This is a genomic window from Microbacterium foliorum (assembly GCF_003367705.1).
GTDB lineage: Bacteria > Actinomycetota > Actinomycetes > Actinomycetales > Microbacteriaceae > Microbacterium > Microbacterium foliorum.
The window spans coordinates 1,937,385-1,956,603 of record NZ_CP031425.1 but is presented as its reverse complement, the minus strand read 5'-3'; the positions used below and the strand labels follow the sequence as shown (position 1 = coordinate 1,956,603).

At 69.2% G+C, this 19,219-nt stretch carries 21 protein-coding genes and 1 other RNA gene; 18 read left to right on the top strand and 4 right to left on the bottom strand.

What is annotated here, in order from left to right; genetic code table 11:
• Nucleotides 1-100: 100 nt before the first annotated feature.
• The 12 genes from fliP (at nt 101) to DXT68_RS09055 (ending at nt 10,325) form a co-directional block, all read left to right on the top strand.
• Nucleotides 101-877: a flagellar type III secretion system pore protein FliP gene (gene fliP, locus DXT68_RS09110; RefSeq protein WP_045253035.1), complete on the top strand. Its 777-nt coding sequence runs from the start codon at nt 101-103 to the stop codon at nt 875-877.
• Nucleotides 874-1,149, top strand: a complete 276-nt coding sequence (gene fliQ / locus DXT68_RS09105; protein ID WP_045253034.1) for a flagellar biosynthesis protein FliQ — start codon at nt 874-876, stop codon at nt 1,147-1,149. The genes fliP and fliQ overlap by 4 nt, the downstream gene beginning before the upstream one ends.
• Nucleotides 1,149-1,910 (top strand): flagellar biosynthetic protein FliR, encoded by a 762-nt coding sequence (locus DXT68_RS09100; RefSeq protein ID WP_045253061.1) that lies wholly within the window; start codon nt 1,149-1,151, stop codon nt 1,908-1,910. Before fliQ ends, DXT68_RS09100 begins: the two co-directional genes overlap by 1 nt.
• Entirely contained in the window at nt 1,907-3,010 is a 1,104-nt protein-coding gene (locus tag DXT68_RS09095) for an EscU/YscU/HrcU family type III secretion system export apparatus switch protein (RefSeq protein ID WP_045253033.1), read from the top strand. The genes DXT68_RS09100 and DXT68_RS09095 overlap by 4 nt, the downstream gene beginning before the upstream one ends.
• A 33-nt stretch (nt 3,011-3,043) precedes the next feature.
• Nucleotides 3,044-5,110, top strand: a complete 2,067-nt coding sequence (locus DXT68_RS09090; RefSeq protein ID WP_045253032.1) for a flagellar biosynthesis protein FlhA — start codon at nt 3,044-3,046, stop codon at nt 5,108-5,110.
• Between the two features lie 89 nt (nt 5,111-5,199).
• On the top strand, nt 5,200-5,448 hold the full coding sequence (gene csrA, locus DXT68_RS09085; protein WP_045253031.1) for a carbon storage regulator CsrA: 249 nt from the start codon (nt 5,200-5,202) through the stop codon (nt 5,446-5,448).
• A gap of 162 nt (nt 5,449-5,610) precedes the next feature.
• Nucleotides 5,611-6,072, top strand: coding sequence for a flagellar export chaperone FlgN (gene flgN / locus DXT68_RS09080; protein WP_279625474.1), 462 nt, complete (start codon nt 5,611-5,613; stop codon nt 6,070-6,072).
• Nucleotides 6,073-6,078: 6 nt separating this feature from the next.
• A complete protein-coding gene (flgK, locus tag DXT68_RS09075) occupies nt 6,079-7,485 on the top strand; it encodes a flagellar hook-associated protein FlgK (RefSeq protein WP_045253029.1) in 1,407 nt (468 codons plus the stop codon).
• A 16-nt stretch (nt 7,486-7,501) separates the two neighbouring features.
• A complete protein-coding gene (gene flgL / locus DXT68_RS09070; RefSeq protein ID WP_045253028.1) occupies nt 7,502-8,389 on the top strand; it encodes a flagellar hook-associated protein FlgL in 888 nt (295 codons plus the stop codon).
• Complete coding sequence (locus DXT68_RS09065; protein WP_052677615.1) at nt 8,386-8,814, top strand: flagellar assembly protein FliW; 429 nt, start codon at nt 8,386-8,388, stop codon at nt 8,812-8,814. The genes flgL and DXT68_RS09065 overlap by 4 nt, the downstream gene beginning before the upstream one ends.
• A gap of 206 nt (nt 8,815-9,020) precedes the next feature.
• Nucleotides 9,021-9,335 carry an HU family DNA-binding protein gene (locus tag DXT68_RS09060; RefSeq protein ID WP_045253027.1) on the top strand — a complete coding sequence of 105 codons (315 nt, stop codon included), beginning with the start codon at nt 9,021-9,023 and terminating at the stop codon, nt 9,333-9,335.
• Between the two features lie 171 nt (nt 9,336-9,506).
• Nucleotides 9,507-10,325, top strand: coding sequence for a sigma-70 family RNA polymerase sigma factor (locus DXT68_RS09055; protein ID WP_045253026.1), 819 nt, complete (start codon nt 9,507-9,509; stop codon nt 10,323-10,325).
• A 36-nt stretch (nt 10,326-10,361) separates the two neighbouring features.
• Here the strand turns inward: DXT68_RS09055 and DXT68_RS09050 are convergent, their stop codons facing one another.
• A complete protein-coding gene (locus DXT68_RS09050) occupies nt 10,362-11,450 on the bottom strand; it encodes an AAA family ATPase (RefSeq protein ID WP_052677614.1) in 1,089 nt (362 codons plus the stop codon).
• 133 nt (nt 11,451-11,583) lie between these two features.
• Here DXT68_RS09050 and DXT68_RS09045 point away from each other — a divergent pair, with 133 nt between their 5' ends.
• On the top strand, nt 11,584-11,985 hold the full coding sequence (locus tag DXT68_RS09045; protein WP_045253025.1) for a hypothetical protein: 402 nt from the start codon (nt 11,584-11,586) through the stop codon (nt 11,983-11,985).
• Between the two features lie 44 nt (nt 11,986-12,029).
• On the opposite strand, the gene DXT68_RS09040 is transcribed toward DXT68_RS09045, so the two are convergent.
• Nucleotides 12,030-12,857 carry a zinc-ribbon domain-containing protein gene (locus tag DXT68_RS09040; protein WP_045253024.1) on the bottom strand — a complete coding sequence of 276 codons (828 nt, stop codon included), beginning with the start codon at nt 12,855-12,857 and terminating at the stop codon, nt 12,030-12,032.
• A 99-nt stretch (nt 12,858-12,956) separates the two neighbouring features.
• Between DXT68_RS09040 and DXT68_RS09035 the strand changes: the two genes are divergently transcribed.
• Complete coding sequence (locus DXT68_RS09035) at nt 12,957-13,847, top strand: TIGR01777 family oxidoreductase (RefSeq protein ID WP_045253023.1); 891 nt, start codon at nt 12,957-12,959, stop codon at nt 13,845-13,847.
• Nucleotides 13,848-13,863: 16 nt separating this feature from the next.
• On the opposite strand, the gene DXT68_RS09030 is transcribed toward DXT68_RS09035, so the two are convergent.
• Nucleotides 13,864-14,796, bottom strand: a complete 933-nt coding sequence (locus tag DXT68_RS09030) for a methyltransferase family protein (protein ID WP_045253022.1) — start codon at nt 14,794-14,796, stop codon at nt 13,864-13,866.
• A gap of 25 nt (nt 14,797-14,821) precedes the next feature.
• Entirely contained in the window at nt 14,822-15,661 is an 840-nt protein-coding gene (locus DXT68_RS09025) for an aldo/keto reductase (RefSeq protein WP_045253058.1), read from the bottom strand.
• Between the two features lie 22 nt (nt 15,662-15,683).
• Here DXT68_RS09025 and DXT68_RS09020 point away from each other — a divergent pair, with 22 nt between their 5' ends.
• From DXT68_RS09020 to rnpB, 4 genes are all read left to right on the top strand, one after another.
• On the top strand, nt 15,684-16,106 hold the full coding sequence (locus DXT68_RS09020) for a YchJ family protein (protein WP_082068815.1): 423 nt from the start codon (nt 15,684-15,686) through the stop codon (nt 16,104-16,106).
• 33 nt (nt 16,107-16,139) lie between these two features.
• The gene (locus DXT68_RS09015) at nt 16,140-16,871 is read left to right on the top strand and encodes a zinc ribbon domain-containing protein (protein ID WP_045253020.1); all 732 of its coding nucleotides are present in this window, start codon (nt 16,140-16,142) and stop codon (nt 16,869-16,871) included.
• A gap of 25 nt (nt 16,872-16,896) precedes the next feature.
• Nucleotides 16,897-18,606, top strand: coding sequence for a bifunctional 3'-5' exonuclease/DNA polymerase (locus tag DXT68_RS09010; RefSeq protein ID WP_115760482.1), 1,710 nt, complete (start codon nt 16,897-16,899; stop codon nt 18,604-18,606).
• A gap of 30 nt (nt 18,607-18,636) precedes the next feature.
• Nucleotides 18,637-18,993, top strand: an RNA gene (rnpB, locus tag DXT68_RS09005) — RNase P RNA component class A.
• The last annotated feature ends 226 nt before the right edge of the window (nt 18,994-19,219 follow it).

Below are 19,219 nucleotides of genomic sequence, written 5' to 3'. Positions count from 1 at the left end.
GATCGGCCACGACACCCACCTTCGGAGTGCCGCCGTGCCCGTATCCGCCGCTGCCGTGCCGCCCGCGCCTCTGCCGCGCCGCGCGCCCCGGCTGTGGCCGATGGTCGCCGTCGCCCTCTGCCTGGTCGTCGTGCTGGTGCTGATCGACGTGACCCGGGCGCATGCGGCCCCTGCGCTGCTCGCGACCGAGACCGGCGACGGCGACGGCGGTGGCGTGACCATCAACGGCATCAACGGGTCGCCGTCCGACAGCATCATGACCCTGCTCGGCATCACGGTGCTCAGCGTCGCCCCCGCCCTGCTGCTGATGATGTCGAGCTTCACGAAGATCTTCGTCGTGCTGGCGCTGACCCGCAACGCGCTCTCGCTGCCCTCGATCCCCCCGAACCAGGTGCTCGCGGGGCTCAGCCTGTTCCTCACCCTGTTCATCATGTGGCCGGTGCTCACCGACATCAACACGGTCGCCGTGAGCCCGTTCACCGACGGGCAGATCGACTTCGGGCGCGCATTCGAACTCGCCCAGGAGCCCCTGCGCGACTGGATGCTGTCGTACACCCGCGAAGAGGACATCGCGCTGATGCACAGGGCCGCGCAGATGGACAATCCGACCGACCCGTCCGGCATCCCGCTGCAGACGCTCGTGCCCGCCTTCATGATCAGCGAGCTGCGTGCCGCCTTCCTCATCGGCTTTATCATCTTCGTGCCGTTCCTGGTGATCGATCTGGTGGTCGCGAGCGCGCTGATGTCGATGGGAATGATGATGCTGCCGCCGGTGATGATCTCGCTGCCGTTCAAGATCCTGCTGTTCCTGCTCATCGACGGCTGGGGCATGGTCATCACCGCCCTCGTGCAGTCGTACAACGGGGGCGGCGGATGAACCCCGAGGCCGTCATCGACATCGGTCAGGCCGCCCTGATCGTGGGGGCGAAGCTGTGTGCGCCGATGCTGATCACCGCGCTGGTGGTCGGCTTCGCGATCTCGCTGCTGCAGTCGATCACCCAGGTGCAGGAGATGACCATCTCGTTCGTGCCGAAGCTCGTCGCCGTCGGCATCGCCCTGCTCGTCAGCGGGCACTGGATGATCGCCGAGATGATCGCGTTCACGAACGAGATGTTCGCGCGCATCCCCACGCTCCTGAACGGGGGATGATGAACATCCCCCTCGACTTCGGGTGGTTGGAGGCCACGTCGCTCGCCTGCGTGCGGATCACCGCGTTCCTGGTGCTCGCCCCGCCGTTCAGCCACGGGACGATCCCGATGCGCATCCGCGCGATGCTCGGGGTGGGGCTCGCCCTCGCCGTCTCGCCCGTCGTGACCGCAGGATACGAACGCCTCGACACCGGAGGTTTCCTGTTCGCGCTCGTAGGGCAGGCGATCACTGGTGCTCTGCTCGGGTTCCTCGTCATGGTGCTCTTCAGCGCGATCCAGGGAGCCGGCCACCTCGTCGACACGTTCGGCGGCTTCCAGATGGCGCAGGCGTTCGATCCGGGCATGGCCATCAACGGGGCGCAGTTCACCCGTCTGTTCCAGATGACCGCGATCATGCTGCTGTTCGCCTCCGACGGATACCAGCTGGTGCTCGGCGGGCTGTTCCGCTCCTTCGACGCCGTGCCGGTGACCGGGATGATCGACCTCAGCGCGCCGGCGGAGGCACTCGTCGGCGCTGCCGGGCAGCTGATGCTCAGCGCCGTGCAGATCGCCGGTCCGCTGCTGATCGTGCTCTTCCTCGCCGACGTGGGACTCGGGCTCGTCAGTCGCGTGGCGCCCGCACTGAACGCGTTCGCGATGGGCTTCCCGATCAAGATCGGCCTCACGCTGCTGCTCGTCGGCTTCGTGTACGCCGCGATGCCCGGTGTCGTCGCCGTGATCGCCGAGGATGCGGCCCGACTGCTGCTGGGGGTGACCCGATGAGCCAGGCCGAGAGCGGGGAGCGCACCGAGAAGGCGACCGATCGTCGCCTCAAGGAGGCGCGCCGGAAGGGGCAGATCGGGCGCAGCCAGGACTTCACCGCCTGGGTCTGCATCGCCGCGGCGGCGGTCATGATGGTCCCGACGATCTCGTCGGGCACGCAGGTGCTGACGGAGCTGTTCCTCGCGGTGGCGCCGGTGGCGACGGATCCGAGCGACGGCGCCGCACTGGACGTGCTCGGCACGGCGCTCTCGTCGCTCGGCGGCATCCTGATGCCGATGCTCGTCGTGGTGCTCCTCGCCACCACGGCGACCGCGGTGGCTCAGGGCGGCATCCACCTGCGTGGTGTCACGATGCGCACCGAGCAGTTCAACATCGTCTCGGGCATCATGCGGGTGTTCGGCAGGCAGGCGCTCTGGGAGGGCGCGAAGGCGCTGCTCAAGACCGTCGCCATCGGACTCGCCCTGTGGATCGTGGTCTCGGGTCTCGTCCCGGTGCTCATGGCGAGCGGCAGTCACAACATCACCTGGCTGCTGGAGCAGGCGGCCGGGGGAGCGGTGGCGCTGCTGCAGGTCGCGGTCGCGGTCGGGATCCTGCTCGCCGCGATCGATGTGGCCGTCGTCATGCGGCGCAACCGCAAGCACACCCATATGACCAAGAACGAGGCGAAGGACGAGCACAAGAAGAGCGAGGGCGACCCGCTCGTGCGGTCGCAGCGCCGATCGCGGCAGCTCGCGATGAGCAGGAACCGGATGATCGCCGCGGTCGGCGAGAGCGATGTCGTGCTCGTGAACCCCACCCATGTCGCAGTGGCACTGCGCTACGAACCCGGCAAGTCGGCACCGAGGGTCGTCGCGAAGGGGGCGGGCATCGTCGCGCAGAAGATCCGCGAACGCGCCGAGGAGGCGGGGGTGCCCATGATCCGTGACATCCCCCTGGCGCGCGCGGTGCACGCAGCCTGCGAGCTCGGCCGGGAGATCCCCGAGGAGCTGTACACCGCGGTGGCGCAGGTGCTCGCCTTCATCGAGCACCTCAAGCGTCGCGGTGCGGCCCGCGGCACGCACACCATGCCCTTCGCCAGCACCCGAGACCGCGGTCTCTGAGTCCCATCCCCGTCGAGAGAGAACGAGAAGCACATGTTCGGTCAGCTGCTGTCCAAGGGTGCCGTGCCCGTCGGTGTGGTGGGCATCATCCTGCTGCTCATCGTGCCGATCCCCACGGCCCTGCTCGATGTGCTGATCGTGTTGAACATCTCGTTCGCGCTGCTGATCCTGCTCACGGCGATGTTCGTGAAGAAGCCGCTGGACTTCTCCGTGTTCCCCAGCCTGCTCCTGGTCGCCACGCTCTTCCGGCTCGGCCTCAACGTCGCCTCGACCCGACTCGTGCTGAGCGAAGCGCACGCCGGTCAGGTCATCCAGGCGTTCGGGCAGATCACGATCAGCGGATCCCTGGTGATCGGCGCCGTGATCTTCCTCATCCTCACGGTCATCCAGTTCGTGGTGGTCACCAAGGGTGCCGAGCGCGTGGCGGAGGTCGGTGCGCGCTTCACGCTCGATGCGATGCCCGGCAAGCAGATGGCGATCGATGCCGACCTGAACGCGGGGCTCATCACCGACGTCGAGGCACGTCGACGCCGCGCGGAGGTCGCCGCCGAAGCAGACTTCTACGGGGCGATGGACGGCGCGTCGAAGTTCGTCAAGGGCGACGCGATCGCCGGCATCGTCATCGTCGTCATCAACTTCGTCGGCGGCATCCTCATCGGCATGGTCCAGCACGGCATGGAGATGGGGGACGCGCTCGAGACCTACAGCATCCTCACCATCGGCGATGGTCTGGTGACTCAGATCCCGGCGCTGCTCATGGCGGTGTCGACCGGCATGATCGTCACGCGCGAGAACGCCGAGACCGAGATGGGTCAGGCGGCGGGGCGACAGCTCATGCAGTCCCGCAACGCGCTGGTGATCACCGGGCTCGCCGCGATCGCCATGGGGTTCATCCCCGGCATGCCGCTGCTGGTCTTCCTCGCGATCGGTGCGGTTCTGCTGTTCGCGGCGTCCCGTGTCAAGGCGAACGAGGATCGCGATGCCGCCCTCGAGGCCGATGCTCTGCAGAAGGAGGCGGTGGAGGCGAACGCGGAGGGCCCCGAGGAGCTGATGGATCGGATGCGTGTGCACGCGCTCGAGATCTCCCTCTCTCCCGACATCGTCGACCTCGCATCCGGGGGAGCGGGCGACCTGCTCACCCGCGTGAAGTCGCTGCGTCGCAAGCTCGCCCTCGACATCGGCATCCTGATGCCGCCGGTGCGCACCCGCGACAACATCGACCTGCCGGCGCAGACCTACGCGATCCTCATCGCCGGTGTCGAGGCCGGGCGAGGATCCGTTCCCCGGGGGCACGTGCTCGCGATCGGCTCCGGGCTCGAGCAGCTGCCGGGAACGGCAGTCGTCGACCCGGTCTTCGGTCTGGAGGGCAAGTGGGTCCCCGCCGAGATGTCGCACGCGGCGGATATGGCCGGTGCGACGGTGATCGACCGAGCGAGCGTCATCATCACCCACCTCTCGGACATCGTGCAGGGGCAGGCGGATCGGCTGCTCTCGCTCGAGGACGTCCGTCAGCTGACCGAGCACCTCAAGCAGTCGAGCCCCGCGACGGTCGAGGAGCTCACCCCGGCGGTGCTCTCGCTCGCCGCTATCCAGCGCGTGCTCGCAGGACTCCTCGCCGAGAGGGTGCCGATCAACGACCTCGCGCGGATCTACGAGGCTCTCGCCCTGCGCGGCAAGGCCTCGACTGACACCGCGGGGCTCATCGACGCGGCTCGCGCGGCGCTCGGGCCGGCGATCGCCGCCCGCTTCGCCGAGGAAGGACGCCTCCGCGTCGTGATGTTCGAGCCGATCCTCGAACAGCAGATGCTGGAGGGGATGAGAGTGGTCGACGGCCAGCCGCAGATCGTGCTGACCCCCGAGACCACCCTGCAGGTGCTCGACAACGTGCGCCGCACCGTCGAGGACCTCGATCCGGCGGGTTCCGAACCGGTGCTGGTGTGCGCGCCGACGCTGCGTCAGGCCGTACGTCGGCTGGTCGTGTCGCAGGTGCGGGGTCTCCCCGTGCTCTCGTACGACGAAGCGGCGTCCGGAGGGCTCGCCACCGATGTCGTCGGCGTGGTGCGCATGACCAGCCCCGCGCTGCCCGCCGGCACTCTCTGATCTGCGGATTCCGCTCATTTACGAGACGAGTGCGATACGTTTGTGGGCAGAGGCGCGACCGTGCCGCAGCCATGGAAGGCAGACGACGCATGCTGGTACTGACGAGACGCGCCAACGAGAGCATCGTCATCGGCGATGACATCACCATCACGATCCTCGCGGTCACCCCGAGCGGCGTCAGGGTCGGCATCGACGCTCCGCGGGACAAGCGCATCAACCGCGCCGAGATCGTCGTCGCGGTGAGCGATGCCAACCGCGAAGCCCTGCAGGCCGCGGCCGACGAGGCGGCGGAGTCCCTGCTGCTCGACGCGCTGGGGCGTCCGGGCACCGGCCGCTGATCACGAGCGACGCCTGGCGTCGACCGTGGCGGCGCACGCGCCCGGCGCCACGGAGTTACTGACGCCCCGCGGTGTCGCGATAGTCGGACGAGCGAGGGGCTTCTCCTTCGCGGAAATCGCGACATGACGAGGTGACCAATCGTGGCCGCTCACGACCTGAGCATGCAACTGATGCGAGAGCGGGACCTGCTGGAGGTGCTGCTGTTCAAGCTCGACGAACAGCAGATGCTGCTCGCGACCGGACGCAACCGCTGGATCCACCATGCGGCGAACGAGATCGAGCGCGTCCTCGCGGCCATGCCGACGGTCGCCCTCTCCCGAGACACGCTGGTCATCTCCGTCGCCGACGAGTGGGGCGTGCCCGAGGCGACGACGCTCCAGGACCTGATCGATGCCGCGCCGACCGATGCCTGGCGCGAGATCCTCTCGGGTCACCTCACGGCCATGGTCACTCTCGCCGACGAGATCGGCGAGATGAAGAAGGTCAACGAGCAGCGGCTGCGCACCGCGATCCGCGTCACCCAGGAGACCATCGCCGGACTCGGTGTCCCGACCGGCGAATACGACCCGCAGGGCGGTGTCGTCCGCGACGGCGATGCCCGACTGCTCGACACCAGGGTGTGAGGCACGATGTCATCGTTCGCCGGACTCCGGCTCGCCCAATCCGCACTCAGCGCCGCCCGAGCGGGAATGACCGTGACCGGTCAGAACATCGCGAACCAGACGACCCCGGGGTACACGCGGCAGCGGGTCGACCAGACGTCGATCGTGGCACCGGGACAGACCGGGTTGTGGCCGTCGGGTCTCGCCGTCGGCGGGGGAGTCGGTGTGACCGGCATCGCGAGGCTCGGAGACGACATCCTCGATGCCAGGGTGCGTGACGCCCTCGCGACCTCGGGGTTCTGGGTGGCGCGCGCCACCGCCGCGAGCCAGGCCGAGGACGTCCTCGCCGAGCCCACCAAGGACGGGCTCGCGGCGAACCTCGACCGTTTCTGGGCCGGATGGTCCGATCTCGCCAACACCCCCGACACCGCGGCGGCGCAGGTCGTGCTCACGAACGCCGGAGTGCTCATCGGGCAGATCGCCGCGGGCTATGGCACGATCTCCGCGCAGTGGCGTGATCTGCGCGGTCAGGTCGACAGTCAGATCGCCGACGTGAACGCCGTGGCGGGTCAGGTCGCCGCGCTCAACGGGCAGATCCGCGAGGCTCTGTCATCCGGACGCAACGCGAACGAGCTGATGGATCAGCGCACGGTGCTCGCGCAGCAGCTGTCCACGGCGGTCGGGGCGACGGGCGTCGTCGAGGCCGACGGCACGCTGACCCTGCGCGTCGACGGCAACGCCCTCGTCTCGGGCGACAGCAGCAGATCGCTGGTGGCATCGGGTCCCCGCGACGTGGCCGACGGCGGACGGGTGGGAATCGCGTGGGCGGATCGACCCGACGTTCCGGTGACGGTCACCGGCGGACTCGTCGGCGGAACGATCAGCGCGCTCGCGCCCGCCGCAGACGGGGGGACGCTGGCGGGCGTCGCCGGTGCCTACAACCGCACCGCGACCGCCCTCGCGTCCGCGGTCAACGACGTCCACCGCACCGGTGTCACGGCGGGCGGTGCACCCGGGGGAGACTTCTTCGCACTGGCGGCCACGGGCCCCGCGGCCCTCGGTCTGCGAGTGGTCCCCGTCGGGCTCGCGGACCTCGCGCTCGCGGCACCGGGTGCGGGGGCGAAGGACACGACGATCGCCGACCGCATCGGCGCTCTGGCCACGTCAGCCACGGGCCCGAGCGCGACCTGGTCGAGCTTCGTCACCGGCTTCGCGGTGAGCGTCGCCGGTGATCTGCAGCGTGCCGACATCGCCGACATGGGAGCTGTCGCCGCGGTCACCGCGCAGCAGTCGAACGCGTCGGTCGACGGCGACGAGGAGACGATCAACCTCCTGACCTACCAGACGGCCTACCAGGCTGCGGCCCGAGTGCTGACAGCTGTCGACGAGGCCCTGGACATCCTGATCAACCGCACCGGCCTCGTCGGCCGCTGACTCTGGGGAGAGTGACATGATCGGTCGCATCACGAGCAGCACCATGACGCAGCAATCGCTGCGCACGCTGCAGACCAACCTCGCCGACCGCGATCGGCTGCAGAATCAGGCCGCCTCGCAGCGCGCCTTCCGGACTCCCAGCGAGGACCCGGCCGCCGCCGCCACGACGCTCGGCGTGCACGGCGATCAATCGCGGGTGGCGCAGTACTCCCGCAATCTGAGCGACGGGATGGCGTGGGTCACCACGGTGGACACGGCCCTCGGCGCGAGCGTCGATCTGCTCAACCGCGCCAGGGATCTCACCGCCCAGGGGGCGAACTCCGGCGCGCTCAGTCCTGCCGCCAGGGAGTCGATCGCGCAGGAGCTCGAATCGATCAGCGCCGAGCTGCTCGCCAAGGCGAACACCACCGTGCTCGGACGCAGCGTCTTCGCGGGCACGAGCGACGCGGGTGCGGCCTTCGACCCTGGCACGTTCACCTTCAACGGCAGTCCGGGAGACGGCGTGCGCAGACGTATCAGCGACAACGAGACGGTGCGTGTCGACGCAGACGGCGCGCAGGCCTTCGGCGAAGCCGCGGACAGCGTGTTCGCGATGCTCGGCGACATCGCCGCGGAGCTGCGCGGCGGGGCGGAGGTCGGAGCCCGCCTGGCGGACATCGACGCACGACTCAGCGGTCTCGTCGCCGCCCGAGGGGCCACGGGTGCGCGGCAGGTGCAGCTCGAGCGTGCCGCGTCGCAGAACCTGTCGACGTCGATCGACCTCGAGGCTCGACGCGCGGAGGTCGAGAACGTCGACAGTCTCGAGGTCCTGGTGCGGTTGCAGTCGGCCGAGCTCGTCTTCCAATCCGCCCTGCAGGTGACCGCCCGGTCGCTGCAGACCAACCTGCTGGAGTTCCTGCGATGAGCGCTGCTGCCACACCCGCCCCTGCCGCTGACGACATCGGCGCTGCCGTCGCGACGACCAGCGCGGTGCAGTTCGTCTCGCCGATGCCCGGCCTCGCCCCGCATACGGCGTTCACCCTCGCGCAGATCGGCGAGAGCAGCGGACTCTACGCGCTCAGGGCCGCCGACGCCGACGTGCGACTGTTCCTGCTCGATCCGCGCACCGGCGCATTCGGCTACGCCCCGCGCATTCCCGCGGACGCCCGGGTGGCGATCGGAGCCGCCGACGACGCCGAGGTCGCTCTCTTCGTGGTCGCGAATCCTTCGGCCGAGGGCATCCGTGTCAACTGGAAGGCGCCCATCCTCATCCACCTCGACACCGGTCTGGCCACTCAGATCATCCTCGACGACCCCGCCTATCCGGTGCGCGCACTGCTCGTCCCCTGACGCCGTCCGTCTCCTTCCCACGAATATTCGCGGATTCACCGCATATACCAAGAAACATCGTCTACGCTCTGAGTGCACAGGCTGGGGTACTGGCAGATCCAGGGGACGGCGCAGAAGAGTGGGGCCTGAGCGTTCCGTGGATGGCTGGTAGGGGTACAGCGCACTTCGTTCGGTGACGAGCGACATTCGATGGGACGGATGAAGAGATGAGCACATCAAGGACGCTCGAGACGAGCAGGGTCAGCAAGCGGGAGTTCGTGCAGCGGTTCGCGCGACGCGGGGGCATCTCGGTGCCGGCCGCGCAGACTGCCTACAACGCGATGATCGACGAGCTTCTCGACCTGGTGGGGCGGGGGAACACCGTGACGCTCACCAACTTCGGCAAGTTCTATCCGCAGACTCACAAGGGTCACCGCGTGCAGTTTGCGAAGGGCGAGGGCGATGCCGAGGTCAATGACTACACGGTTCTGAAGTTCTCGGCGACGCGCGAGGTCAACCGACGTGTCAAGGTGAACGACTAGCCATCGTTATCTGAACGTAAACGAGAATCCCCGGAGGTTTCGGCCTTCGGGGAATTTTCGTGCCCGCGCGGTCGTAGCATGTAGTCAGAATGAAGTCCTGACCTCTGGGGAGTGGTCGCGCTGAGAGCCGTCGGGGAGGGCTCGCACTGACGGTGGAAGAGACGGAACCCCATGACGATGCGTGCGCGTAACCAGCTCGTGATCGATCACCTGCACATCGTCGGAGCGGCGACCGCGCACATCGCCGCCCGCCTCTCGCAGGTCTCGCGGGAAGATCTCGCCTCGGCCGGCGCCTTCGCTCTGGTGCGGGCCGCCGAGAAGTTCGACGCCGGCCTCGGGGTCCCCTTCGGAGCCTTCGCTCGCAATCGGGTCGAATGGGCGCTGAAAGACGAGCTGAGGGCCATGGACTGGGCGCCGCGTGCGGTGCGGGCGCGCGCCAGGGAGACGACCGAGGTGCGCCAGACTCTCGCAGCCGTGCTGGGGCGGATGCCGTCGGTGCCCGAGATCGCCGCGGCGATGGGCGTGACCGCTGATGCCGTCAGGGAGGGGCTCGCCGACGCCGAGCTGATGCTCACCAGCCTCGATGCGCCGAACGCGCCCGAGGTCGTCTGGACCGGCTACCTGCCGGAGGAGCTCGTGATCGCCGCGGAGCGGGATGAGTTCCTGCGGCGCGCGGTCGAGGCGCTGCCCGAGCGCAAACGATGGATCGTGCGGGCGGTCTACTTCGAGGATCGAACCGTCACGGAGATCGCGCAGGAGCTGGGCGTCTCCCATGCCGCCGTCTCCCAGCAGCGGGCGGCCGCGGTGCGGATGCTCAGGGACGCGCTCGAGCGCCACGACGCCGATGTGCCGCCTGTCGCTGCGCCGCAGACCGATGTCGTGGCCGCGTCCCGCCCGTCGTCATCGACCTGCGACGCGTACGTCGACCGGGTCGCCGCGGGAGCCCGACGATTCACCCGTGCCGTCGTCTCGCACGCCGTCAGCGTCTGAGCGTCGCTCGCGTCCGGTCTCCGGAGCGGGTGACGATCAGAATCCGAATCCGTAGGTCGGCTGCCCCACGAGCATCAGCGCGACCGTCGTCGGGTAGACCTCGGGCTGCTCGTCCTCATCGTCGATCAGGTCGAGCTTGTGGATCGGCACGAAGATGCCGCCGTCCGCCTCGAAGATGAGGTCCCGCGGTACGAAGGTGGCGAAGATCGAGCGGTTCGCATTCCGGAGTTCGAACGTGCGCCCGACATCTCCGCGTTCGAAGAGGTTCATCTCGACCTCCTCCGCCCACACCGTGCCGTCGGGGAACCGGGCCTCGATGCGGTAGGTGCTCGGTTCCACCGCCTTGATGTTGAGGTCCTCCACGACCTCGGCGAAGAGAGTGTCCGGCTGATCGAGCTCGAAGGCGATCGCCCGCAGGTGGTCGTAGTTCAACCGGGCGCGTCGCGAGAACAGGGCGACGTTCTCGATCTCGTCGCGGTGGGCCCGCGGCGCCTGGTCGATGAGGTACTGGCGCACCTCGTCGGGACCCGGGTACTCGAACCTCATGTGGTAGTGGAACCGGCCGGGTCGATTGACGATGTAGGTGCTGACATCGGCGATGTCGTTCACCGTGACGCAGTAGAGGCGCTTGACCGAGGAGAGCCCGTCGAACAACGGCAGGAACTGATTCTGACGGTTCATGCCGTCGCCGGATCCGCGACGACCGGCGGGGAACGTCTTCTCGAACTCGTCGAAGATGATGAGGCATTCGTCGAGGCTCTCCAGGAACTCGACGATGCCGTCGTTGTCCTCCGAGACGATCACCACCGGCAGGCAGAGGTCTCTGGCCTCCTCGGCCACCATGCGCAGGAAGAGCGTCTTGCCTATTCCCTTGTCACCCGAGAGCATCACCCCGAGACTGCGGTCGCTGAGCGCGTAGGAGCGGAAGATCTTGTCGACCTTCCTGTCGCGGCCGCCGTAGACCCGCTCGGTGCCGACGGTCAGATCCTCGATCTTGATGAGGCTGAATCCCTCTTTCGAGGTGAAGTGCACCCGGTACGTGCCGAGGGGGAACTCCAGGTGCGTGCGCACGCTGTCGTCGTAGACGCGCACGTGCCCACCCGCCTCGATGTAGGTGCTGGTCACAGTCCTCCTCCTTTGCTCCCCGATGTATATATCGGTTGAGATCCGCCGACCGTAAGGCGATCGGCGGAGCAGTTTCGGCAGTAGCCTGAGCGCATGACGGGCGTGGGGACGCTCGGGTCAGGGGAACTGGGGCATGGGTGGATACGAACAGGGCGAACAGCCCGTCGTAGGAGAGATCATCGTCGTGGTCGAGGCGGCACCGCAGGGGCTGATGCAGTACACGCTCGACCCGGAGGCCCGCACACCGATCTGGCAGGCGGTGATCATCGCGCACGACGACGCCGTGATCGGCGCGGCGACGACACCGGAGCAGACCGCCGATCTGCTGGTGCGCGGCAGCATCGAGTGCATCAGACGGAGCATCCCCAGCCTCATGGTCGACGGGCTGACGATGCGTCCGGAGGTGGGGCCGAATGACAACGCGCAGATCGTCGCGGCGGGTGAGGCCCGCTTCCTCCGCTCCGAGTGGGATGCCGCGGTCGCGCAGACCGACGACCGATCGGCCGACGACGCGCTCGGCGGCCTTCTCGACTGAGCACGCCCCGGCGGAGCCGCACACCGACAGCCCGACACGTTCTGTCAGCGGAGGTACGCGTCGACGAGCAGCGCCCCTCGGATCTCTCGGAGCGCGTCGAGGATCCGATCGACGCCGCGGCTGCCGACGGCCGACATCTGCAGATCGTGCGGCCCGATCGGCTCCAAGGCCCCGGTGCGGATGCGGATGACCTCCCAGCCCGCGGCGCGGAGCGCTCGGTCCTTGCGCTCGTCGGCCTCCTGCCGTCGTCCGACGTGCTCGAGACCGTGGCGCCCCACGGTGTCGTATTCGACGGCGACCCGCAGTTCGGGCAGGAGGATGTCGGGCCAGACCTCGGTGTGCCGGAAGAACGGGCGCGACACCTTCACCGCGTTGACACCGGCGGCGAAGGTGAGACGCTCATGCAGCGCTGCGCGGAGCCTCGCTTCGGATGCCGAGGCCGGGGCGGGGGCGCACACGCTCGCGAACGCCTCGCCGACGGGGAGATCGGGTGTCTTGCCGCACAGCGGCGACGGCGTGCGCGTCCGACGCGGAATCGCACGGGCTTCATCGAGGATCACCGGCTGGGGTCGCGCGAGCGACGAGCACTCCGGGCACCAGGCGGACCGGCGTCGCACCCGCCCCGGCCGCTCGCGCTGCTCGGTGGGGGTCGCGGCGAAGCGATGACCGACCCGGCACTCCCAGCACAGCAGCACATCGGCGGCGAGAGGCACCTGCGAGAGCGCGATGCCATGGTTGAGCTCGGGATGATACTGACGGATCAGTTCAGGGTAGGCGGCCCACCCGGCGCGATAGGTGCCCTTCTCATAGGGCACGTCGAGTCCGCGCGAGAACTGACGTCTCGCCCACCACGTCGGCACGGAATCAGGCACGATCGGAACCTACGCGGGGGCGCGGACATCGCCGAAGCCGAGCCGACATGACAGAATCTCGGGGACGGCCGTCGACGGCAGTCGGACAGGGGAGCTCGCATGGCGCAGCGCATCGTGATCAGCGGAGCATCGGGCCTGATCGGCACGGCACTCGCGTCGTCGCTGAGAGCCGACGGCATCGACGTGACGACGCTGGTGCGGCGAGCGCCCCGGGTGCCCACCGAGGTGCAGTGGGCGCCGGGCGAGCGTGAACTCGATCCCGATGTGCTCGCCGGAGCGGATGCCGTGGTCGCACTGGGCGGCGCCAGCGTCGGGCGGCTTCCCTGGACGCGGGGCTATCGGCGAGAACTCGTCGAATCCCGGCTGACGACGACGCGCACGATCGCGACGGCCGTGCGCACGCTCAGAGACGCGGCACCGGCGTTCGTCTCGGCCTCGGCGGTCGGCTACTACGGTTCTGCACCGGGCGAGACGCTGACCGAGGACTCGCTGCCCGGCGACACCTTCCTCGCTCAGCTCTGCGTGCGCTGGGAGCAGGAGGCGCGTCGGGCGGGGGAGCACACGACGGTGTCGCTGCTGCGCACGGCGCCGATCATTCACCGGCGCGGGGTGCTGAAGCCGCTGATCCAGCTCACTCGGTTCGGACTCGCGGGTCCGATCGGTCCCGGTCGTCAGATCTGGCCCTGGATCTCGCTCGACGACGAGGTCCGCGGCATCCGCCACGTGATCGACGCGGGCCTCGAAGGCCCCGTGAACTTCACCGGACCCACGCGGGCCTCGGCGAACGACATCGGCCGGGCGCTGGCCGAGAAGATGCGCCGGCCGTTCTGGGTGCCCGCCCCTTCCTTCGCTCTGCGGCTGGCGCTGAGCAGGGAGGCCGCCGACTCGCTGCTGCTCTCCGATGCCGACGTGCGACCGACCGCGCTGGAGGGGTCGGGGTTCGAGTTCACGCACCGCACGGCGCGGCAGGCGGTCGACTCCGCGCTCTGAGAGGCGCGACGCATGTTCAGACCTGTCGGACGACGGGCGAGGCAGGGATCCAGCAGGTGACGCGGTCGCGATAGGCGACGAACTCGGCGCCGAAGCGCTGCTCGAGGTCGGCCTCCTCGAGCGGTCGCACGAGGGTGTTCCACAGCAGCGAGCCGACGAGCGAGTACGCCACGACCATCCATGAGCCCAGCAGCATCCCGACGGCGACCCCCTGTGCGATCCCGGCGACGGCCATGGGATTGCGCACGTACCGGTATGGCCCGGTGATCACCAGTCGCCGAGCCATCTGCGACGGCAGCGGCGTTCCCTCGCCGTGGACCGACATCGACACCGCCGACCACACCCCGAGCATCGTGGCCACGACCAGCAGCGCACCGCCTGCGATGTGCACGGCCGGGGGAACGTCGATGCGCAGGCCCCACCGCGCTTCGACCGCCGCCGCGATGACGGGTACGAGAATGAGGAAGGTGCCCCAGAACGCCAGAGTCTGTCGGCCGGTGCGTGCGAGCAGGCCACGGGTGCCGACGCGTTCGGCGGTGCGGAACGCGAAGGGACCGGTCACGATCCACTCGACCGGTGCGCGCCCGCACAGGACGACGATCGCTGCGGCGATGCTGGCGCCGGCGGCGACCGCCATGAGCAGGGCGCCCCAGCCGGCGAGCGTGGTCGCCGTCGCGTAGACGGCCATCCCGACGGCGACCAGCACCGTCCATGGCGTGACCACCCACAGTGCCCAGCGCACACCGGTGGCGGCCAGCGCCGAGCCGACGACGAAGAGCGGGATGTCGAACGCGGCGATGACGGGAGCGGGGAGTGCGCCGAGCGTCGCGTCGCGCACCTCTGCGGACAGCGCCACGGTCACCCACCACAGTGCACCGCACAGCGCCTGGACGGCGAAGTACACCCGTGCCGTGATCGGAGTGATGCGGATCCCAGCGATGACGGGCATGCCCGCCAGTCTACGAACGTGCGGCTCAGGACTCCTCGTGGGTCGCCGGATCGGCGTCGAACAGGCGACCGTCCGCGCGTCCGAGAGTGGTGATCGCCGCGACCTCGTCGGCGGTCAGCGACACCGCGCCCGCCTCGAGGTTCGACTGCTGGTGCGCGAGTGACGAGGCCTTGGGGATCGCCACCGTCTCGCGCGCCACATGCCAGGCCAGCACCGTCTGCGCCGGGGAGATGCCGTGCGCGGCGGCGACCTCGCCGATGATCCGCTCCTGCAGCAGTTCCTTCGCCCGACCCAGCGGGCTCCACGCCTCGGTGAGGATCCCGTGCTCGCGGTGGTACGCCAGCTGCTCGTCCTGAGGGAAGTACGGGTGCACCTCGATCTGATTGACGACCGGCCGCACGCCGGTCTCGCGCTCGATGCGTTCGAGATGCTCCGGCAGGAAGTTCGACACGCCGATCTGGCGCACCGTGCCTCGCTGCTGCGCCTCGACCAGCGCCTCCCAGGCCTGCAGGTATTCGTCCTGGTGCGGGTTCGGCCAGTGGATGAGGTGCAGATCGATCGCGTCGACGCCCAGTCGCGAGCGGCTCTCCTCGATGCTCGTGCGCGCCTTCTCGCGCCGGTGGTGTCTGCCGGGGAGCTTGGTGGTCACGATCAGCTCTGATGTCTCGACGCCCGATGCGCGGACACCGCGCCCGACGGACCCTTCGTTCTCGTAGTTGAAGGCCGAGTCGATCAGGCGGTAGCCCGCTCCGATCGCGCCGGCGACGGCATCCGCTCCGGCGTCGCCGTCGAGCGCGTAGGTGCCGAGCCCGAGGGCCGGGAGGGTGAAGCCGTTGTGTGCGGTGAAGTGCGCGAGTGCCGTCATGCCGTCAGCGTACGCTGGAGCGATGACACCGGCGGAGAGCATGGCGCGCGATGCCCGCATCCCCGATAGTGCCGCCCGATGCCCGTGCGGCTCGGGCGACGTGTTCGGCGGATGCTGCGGGCCTCTGCTCCGCGGCGCCCCGGCACCCACGGCGGAGCGGCTGATGCGTTCGCGGTACACGGCGTTCGCGCTGCACGACACCGAGTACCTGCGAGCCAGCTGGCATCCGTCGACGAGACCGGCCGAGGTCGATCTCGATCCCGACCTCGTCTGGCGTCGTCTGCTGATCGTCGAACGTGTCGGCGGCGGACCCTTCGACCGTGAGGGCGTCGTCGAGTTCGAGGCGTTCTGGCGGGAGGGCGACGAGCGCGGTTCGCTGCGGGAGCGCAGCCGCTTCGTCCGCGACGACTCCCGCTGGCTGTACCTCGACGGCCGGATCGGGTGATGGGCTGCTCCGTCAGCGACTAGATTTGAGAGCGTGAACGCGAGCCCCGAACACCAGCGCATCCTTCTCGACGTCGCCGATCTCGACCGGCGCATCGCGCAGGCGGAGCGCGCGCGGACCAAGCCCTCTCAGGGCGCTCGGATCGGCGAGCTCGTCGCCATCCGCCAGGAGCAGCTGCGTGAGCTGACCGCGCTGACCGGCACCCGCGACGATGTGCGCACGGAGCTCACCCGTCTGGAGTCCGATGTGAAGCTCGTCGAGCAGCGCCGTGCTCGTGATGTCGAGCGTCTCGCCACATCGACCAACCCGAAGGACGCGCAGGCGCTCGAACACGAGATCGCCAGCCTCACCCGTCGTCAGAGCGATCTCGAGGACATCGAGCTCGACCTCATGGGCCGCGTCGAGGAGGCGGATGCGGCTGTCGCCGCGCAGCAGGCGCTGCTCGCCACGACCACGGCGGAGGGCACCGCGCTCACCGCGCAGGCGAAGGCCGACGTGCAGGCGGCGACGGACCTCGCCGCGCAGCTGGCACGTGACCGCGACGCCGTGACCGCAGCGGTGCCCGCTCCGCTTCTCGCGGAGTACACGCGCAGGGCTTCGAACAGCGCGGGGGCGGCGCTGCTCACCCGCGGCACCTGCGAGGGATGCCGCATCCTGCTCCCGGGAACCGACATCAACGACATCCGCAACGCGCCGGACGACCTCGTCGTGTCGTGCCCCGAGTGCGGCTGCATCCTGGTGCGCACCTACGAGACCGGGCTGTGAGCATCACGCCGCGCGCACGTCGACGGTGAGTTCCCGGCCGTCGATCGAACGCCGCATCGCCCTGGTCGCGCTCGGCTCCGAGGGTGGGGCGACGCGCTACGCCGCGGTGGAACTCGACGCCGACGACGCCGAGACAGGCCGCACCGTCTTGACCGGTGCGGAGCTGCCCGACTGGGTCGCACGGCAAGAGCGCGATGCCCGACCGCGATGGATCATCCGCAGCGCGCGCGAGATCTACCCGATCCTCCTGGCGGCCGGCGTGCAGATCGGCCGTTCGCACGACCTGCTGCTGTGCCATGCGATCCTCCGCGACACGGACACGGTGGCCCGGCCTCTGGCGCCGTCTCCGGCCTGGGTGCGCCGAGACCCCGTCGATGAGGCTCCGGCCCTGTTCGACCTCGCCGACGGCGGCGATGTCGACGACCCCGTGACGGATCTGCTGGACCAGTACCGGGAGCAGCGTCGCGTCCTGCGCGCGGGGGCGGACGGTCGGCTGACGCTGCTGGCCTCCGCGGAATCGGCGGGCGGACTGATCGCCGAGGAGATGCGTGTCGCCGGACTGCCGTGGAACGAGGCCGCGCACGACGAGATCCTCACCGAGATCCTCGGCGCACGCCCGGCCGGTGGCGGACTCCCGAGTCGCATGGTCGCGCAGGGGGAGCGCATCCGCTCGATCCTCGGCGATGAGACTCTGAACCTCGAGAGCCAGCCGAAGCTGCTCAGGGCGCTGCACCGGGTGGGAGTGCAGGTCGAGTCCACCGGGCGGTGGGAACTCGCGCAGCACGACCACGCCGTCGTCGAGCCGTTGCTCGCCTACAAGAAGCTCTCACGTCTGCTGAGCGCCAACGGATGGGCATGGCTCGCCGAGTGGGTGCACGAGGGGCGGTTCCGTCCGATTTACATCACCGGCGGCGTCGTCACGGGCCGCTGGGCATCGGCCGGCGGGGGAGCGCTCCAGCTGCCCAGGAACCTGCGTGCGGCGGTGCGGGCGGATGAGGGATGGACGCTGGTCGTCGCCGATGTCGCGCAGCTCGAGCCGCGGATGCTGGCCGCGATGGCCGGCGATCGGGCGATGGCCCGAGCTGCACAGGGGAAAGACCTCTATGCCGGCGTCGTCGACTCGGGGGCGGTGGCGACGCGGGAAGAGGCGAAGTACGCCGTGCTCGGTGCGATGTACGGCGCCACGACGGGGGACAGCGGGCGGCTCGTGCCGAGACTGCGCAAGGTGTACCCGCGGGCGATGGCGCACGTCGACAAGGCGGCGCGGATAGGCGAGGACGGGGGAGTCGTCTCGACCTGGCTCGGACGGTCGTCTCCGCGCCCCTCGACCGAGTGGGAGGGCATGCAGGCGCGAGCGACGGATGCCGATGCCGACCCGGCCGATGTCGCTCTGGCGCGTCGCCGTGCGAGGGACTGGGGCAGGTTCACGCGCAACTTCGTCGTGCAGGGCACGGCCGCCGAGTGGTCTCTCATCTGGCTGGCCGAGATCAGACACCGACTGCAGAACCTCCCGGAGGCGGCGCGGCATGCGCCGGCATCCGGCATGTTCTCCTCCCGCGCGCACCTCGCGTTCTTCCTGCACGACGAAGTGATCCTCCATGTTCCTGCGGAGCAGGCGGAGGCCGCAGCCGAGGCGGTGCGCCAGGCCGCCGACGTCGCCACCCGGCGGATGTTCGGCGGGTTCCCGATCGAGGTGCCGCTCGACCTGCGCATCGCGGAGTCGGCGGAGAAGTAGCGCGGCCTGGTCGTAGACTGGATCTGCGAATGGGTCGACTGGACGGCCGCGTGGCGGGCAACCGCACCGAGGAACGTCCGGGCTCCTCAGGGCAGGACGGTGGGTAACGCCCACCCGGAGCAATCCGCGAGAAAGTGCCACAGAGAGCAGACCGCCCCGCAAGGGGTAAGGGTGAAAGGGTGGTGTAAGAGACCACCGGGGGCCATGGTGACATGGCCCGCCAGGTAAACCTCGTCCGGAGCAAGGTCAGACAGAGGATGTTGACGCGGCTCGCCGAGTCCTCGGGTAGACCGCTAGAGTGCCACGGCAACGTGTCGCCGAGAGAGATGGCCGTCGAAGGGGCGAAGAACCCCGGAACAGAACCCGGCGTACAGGTCGACCCATTCGCATCATCCGGCCCGATTCGACAGCGGAGTGACGGGTCCTCTGCGCGTCCGAAGATGCGAGACGACAGTCCGAAGGTCCGAGACGCCTTCCCTCGGAATGCGATCCGGCCCGGACACTGGGGGGTCCGGGCCGGATCTCTGTAAACGATGTGTCCGACGACGGTCTGGGGAACCGTGCGCTGTGCGATGTCGGAAGGATCGTTCCCGCACCCGAATGGGGGATCGGG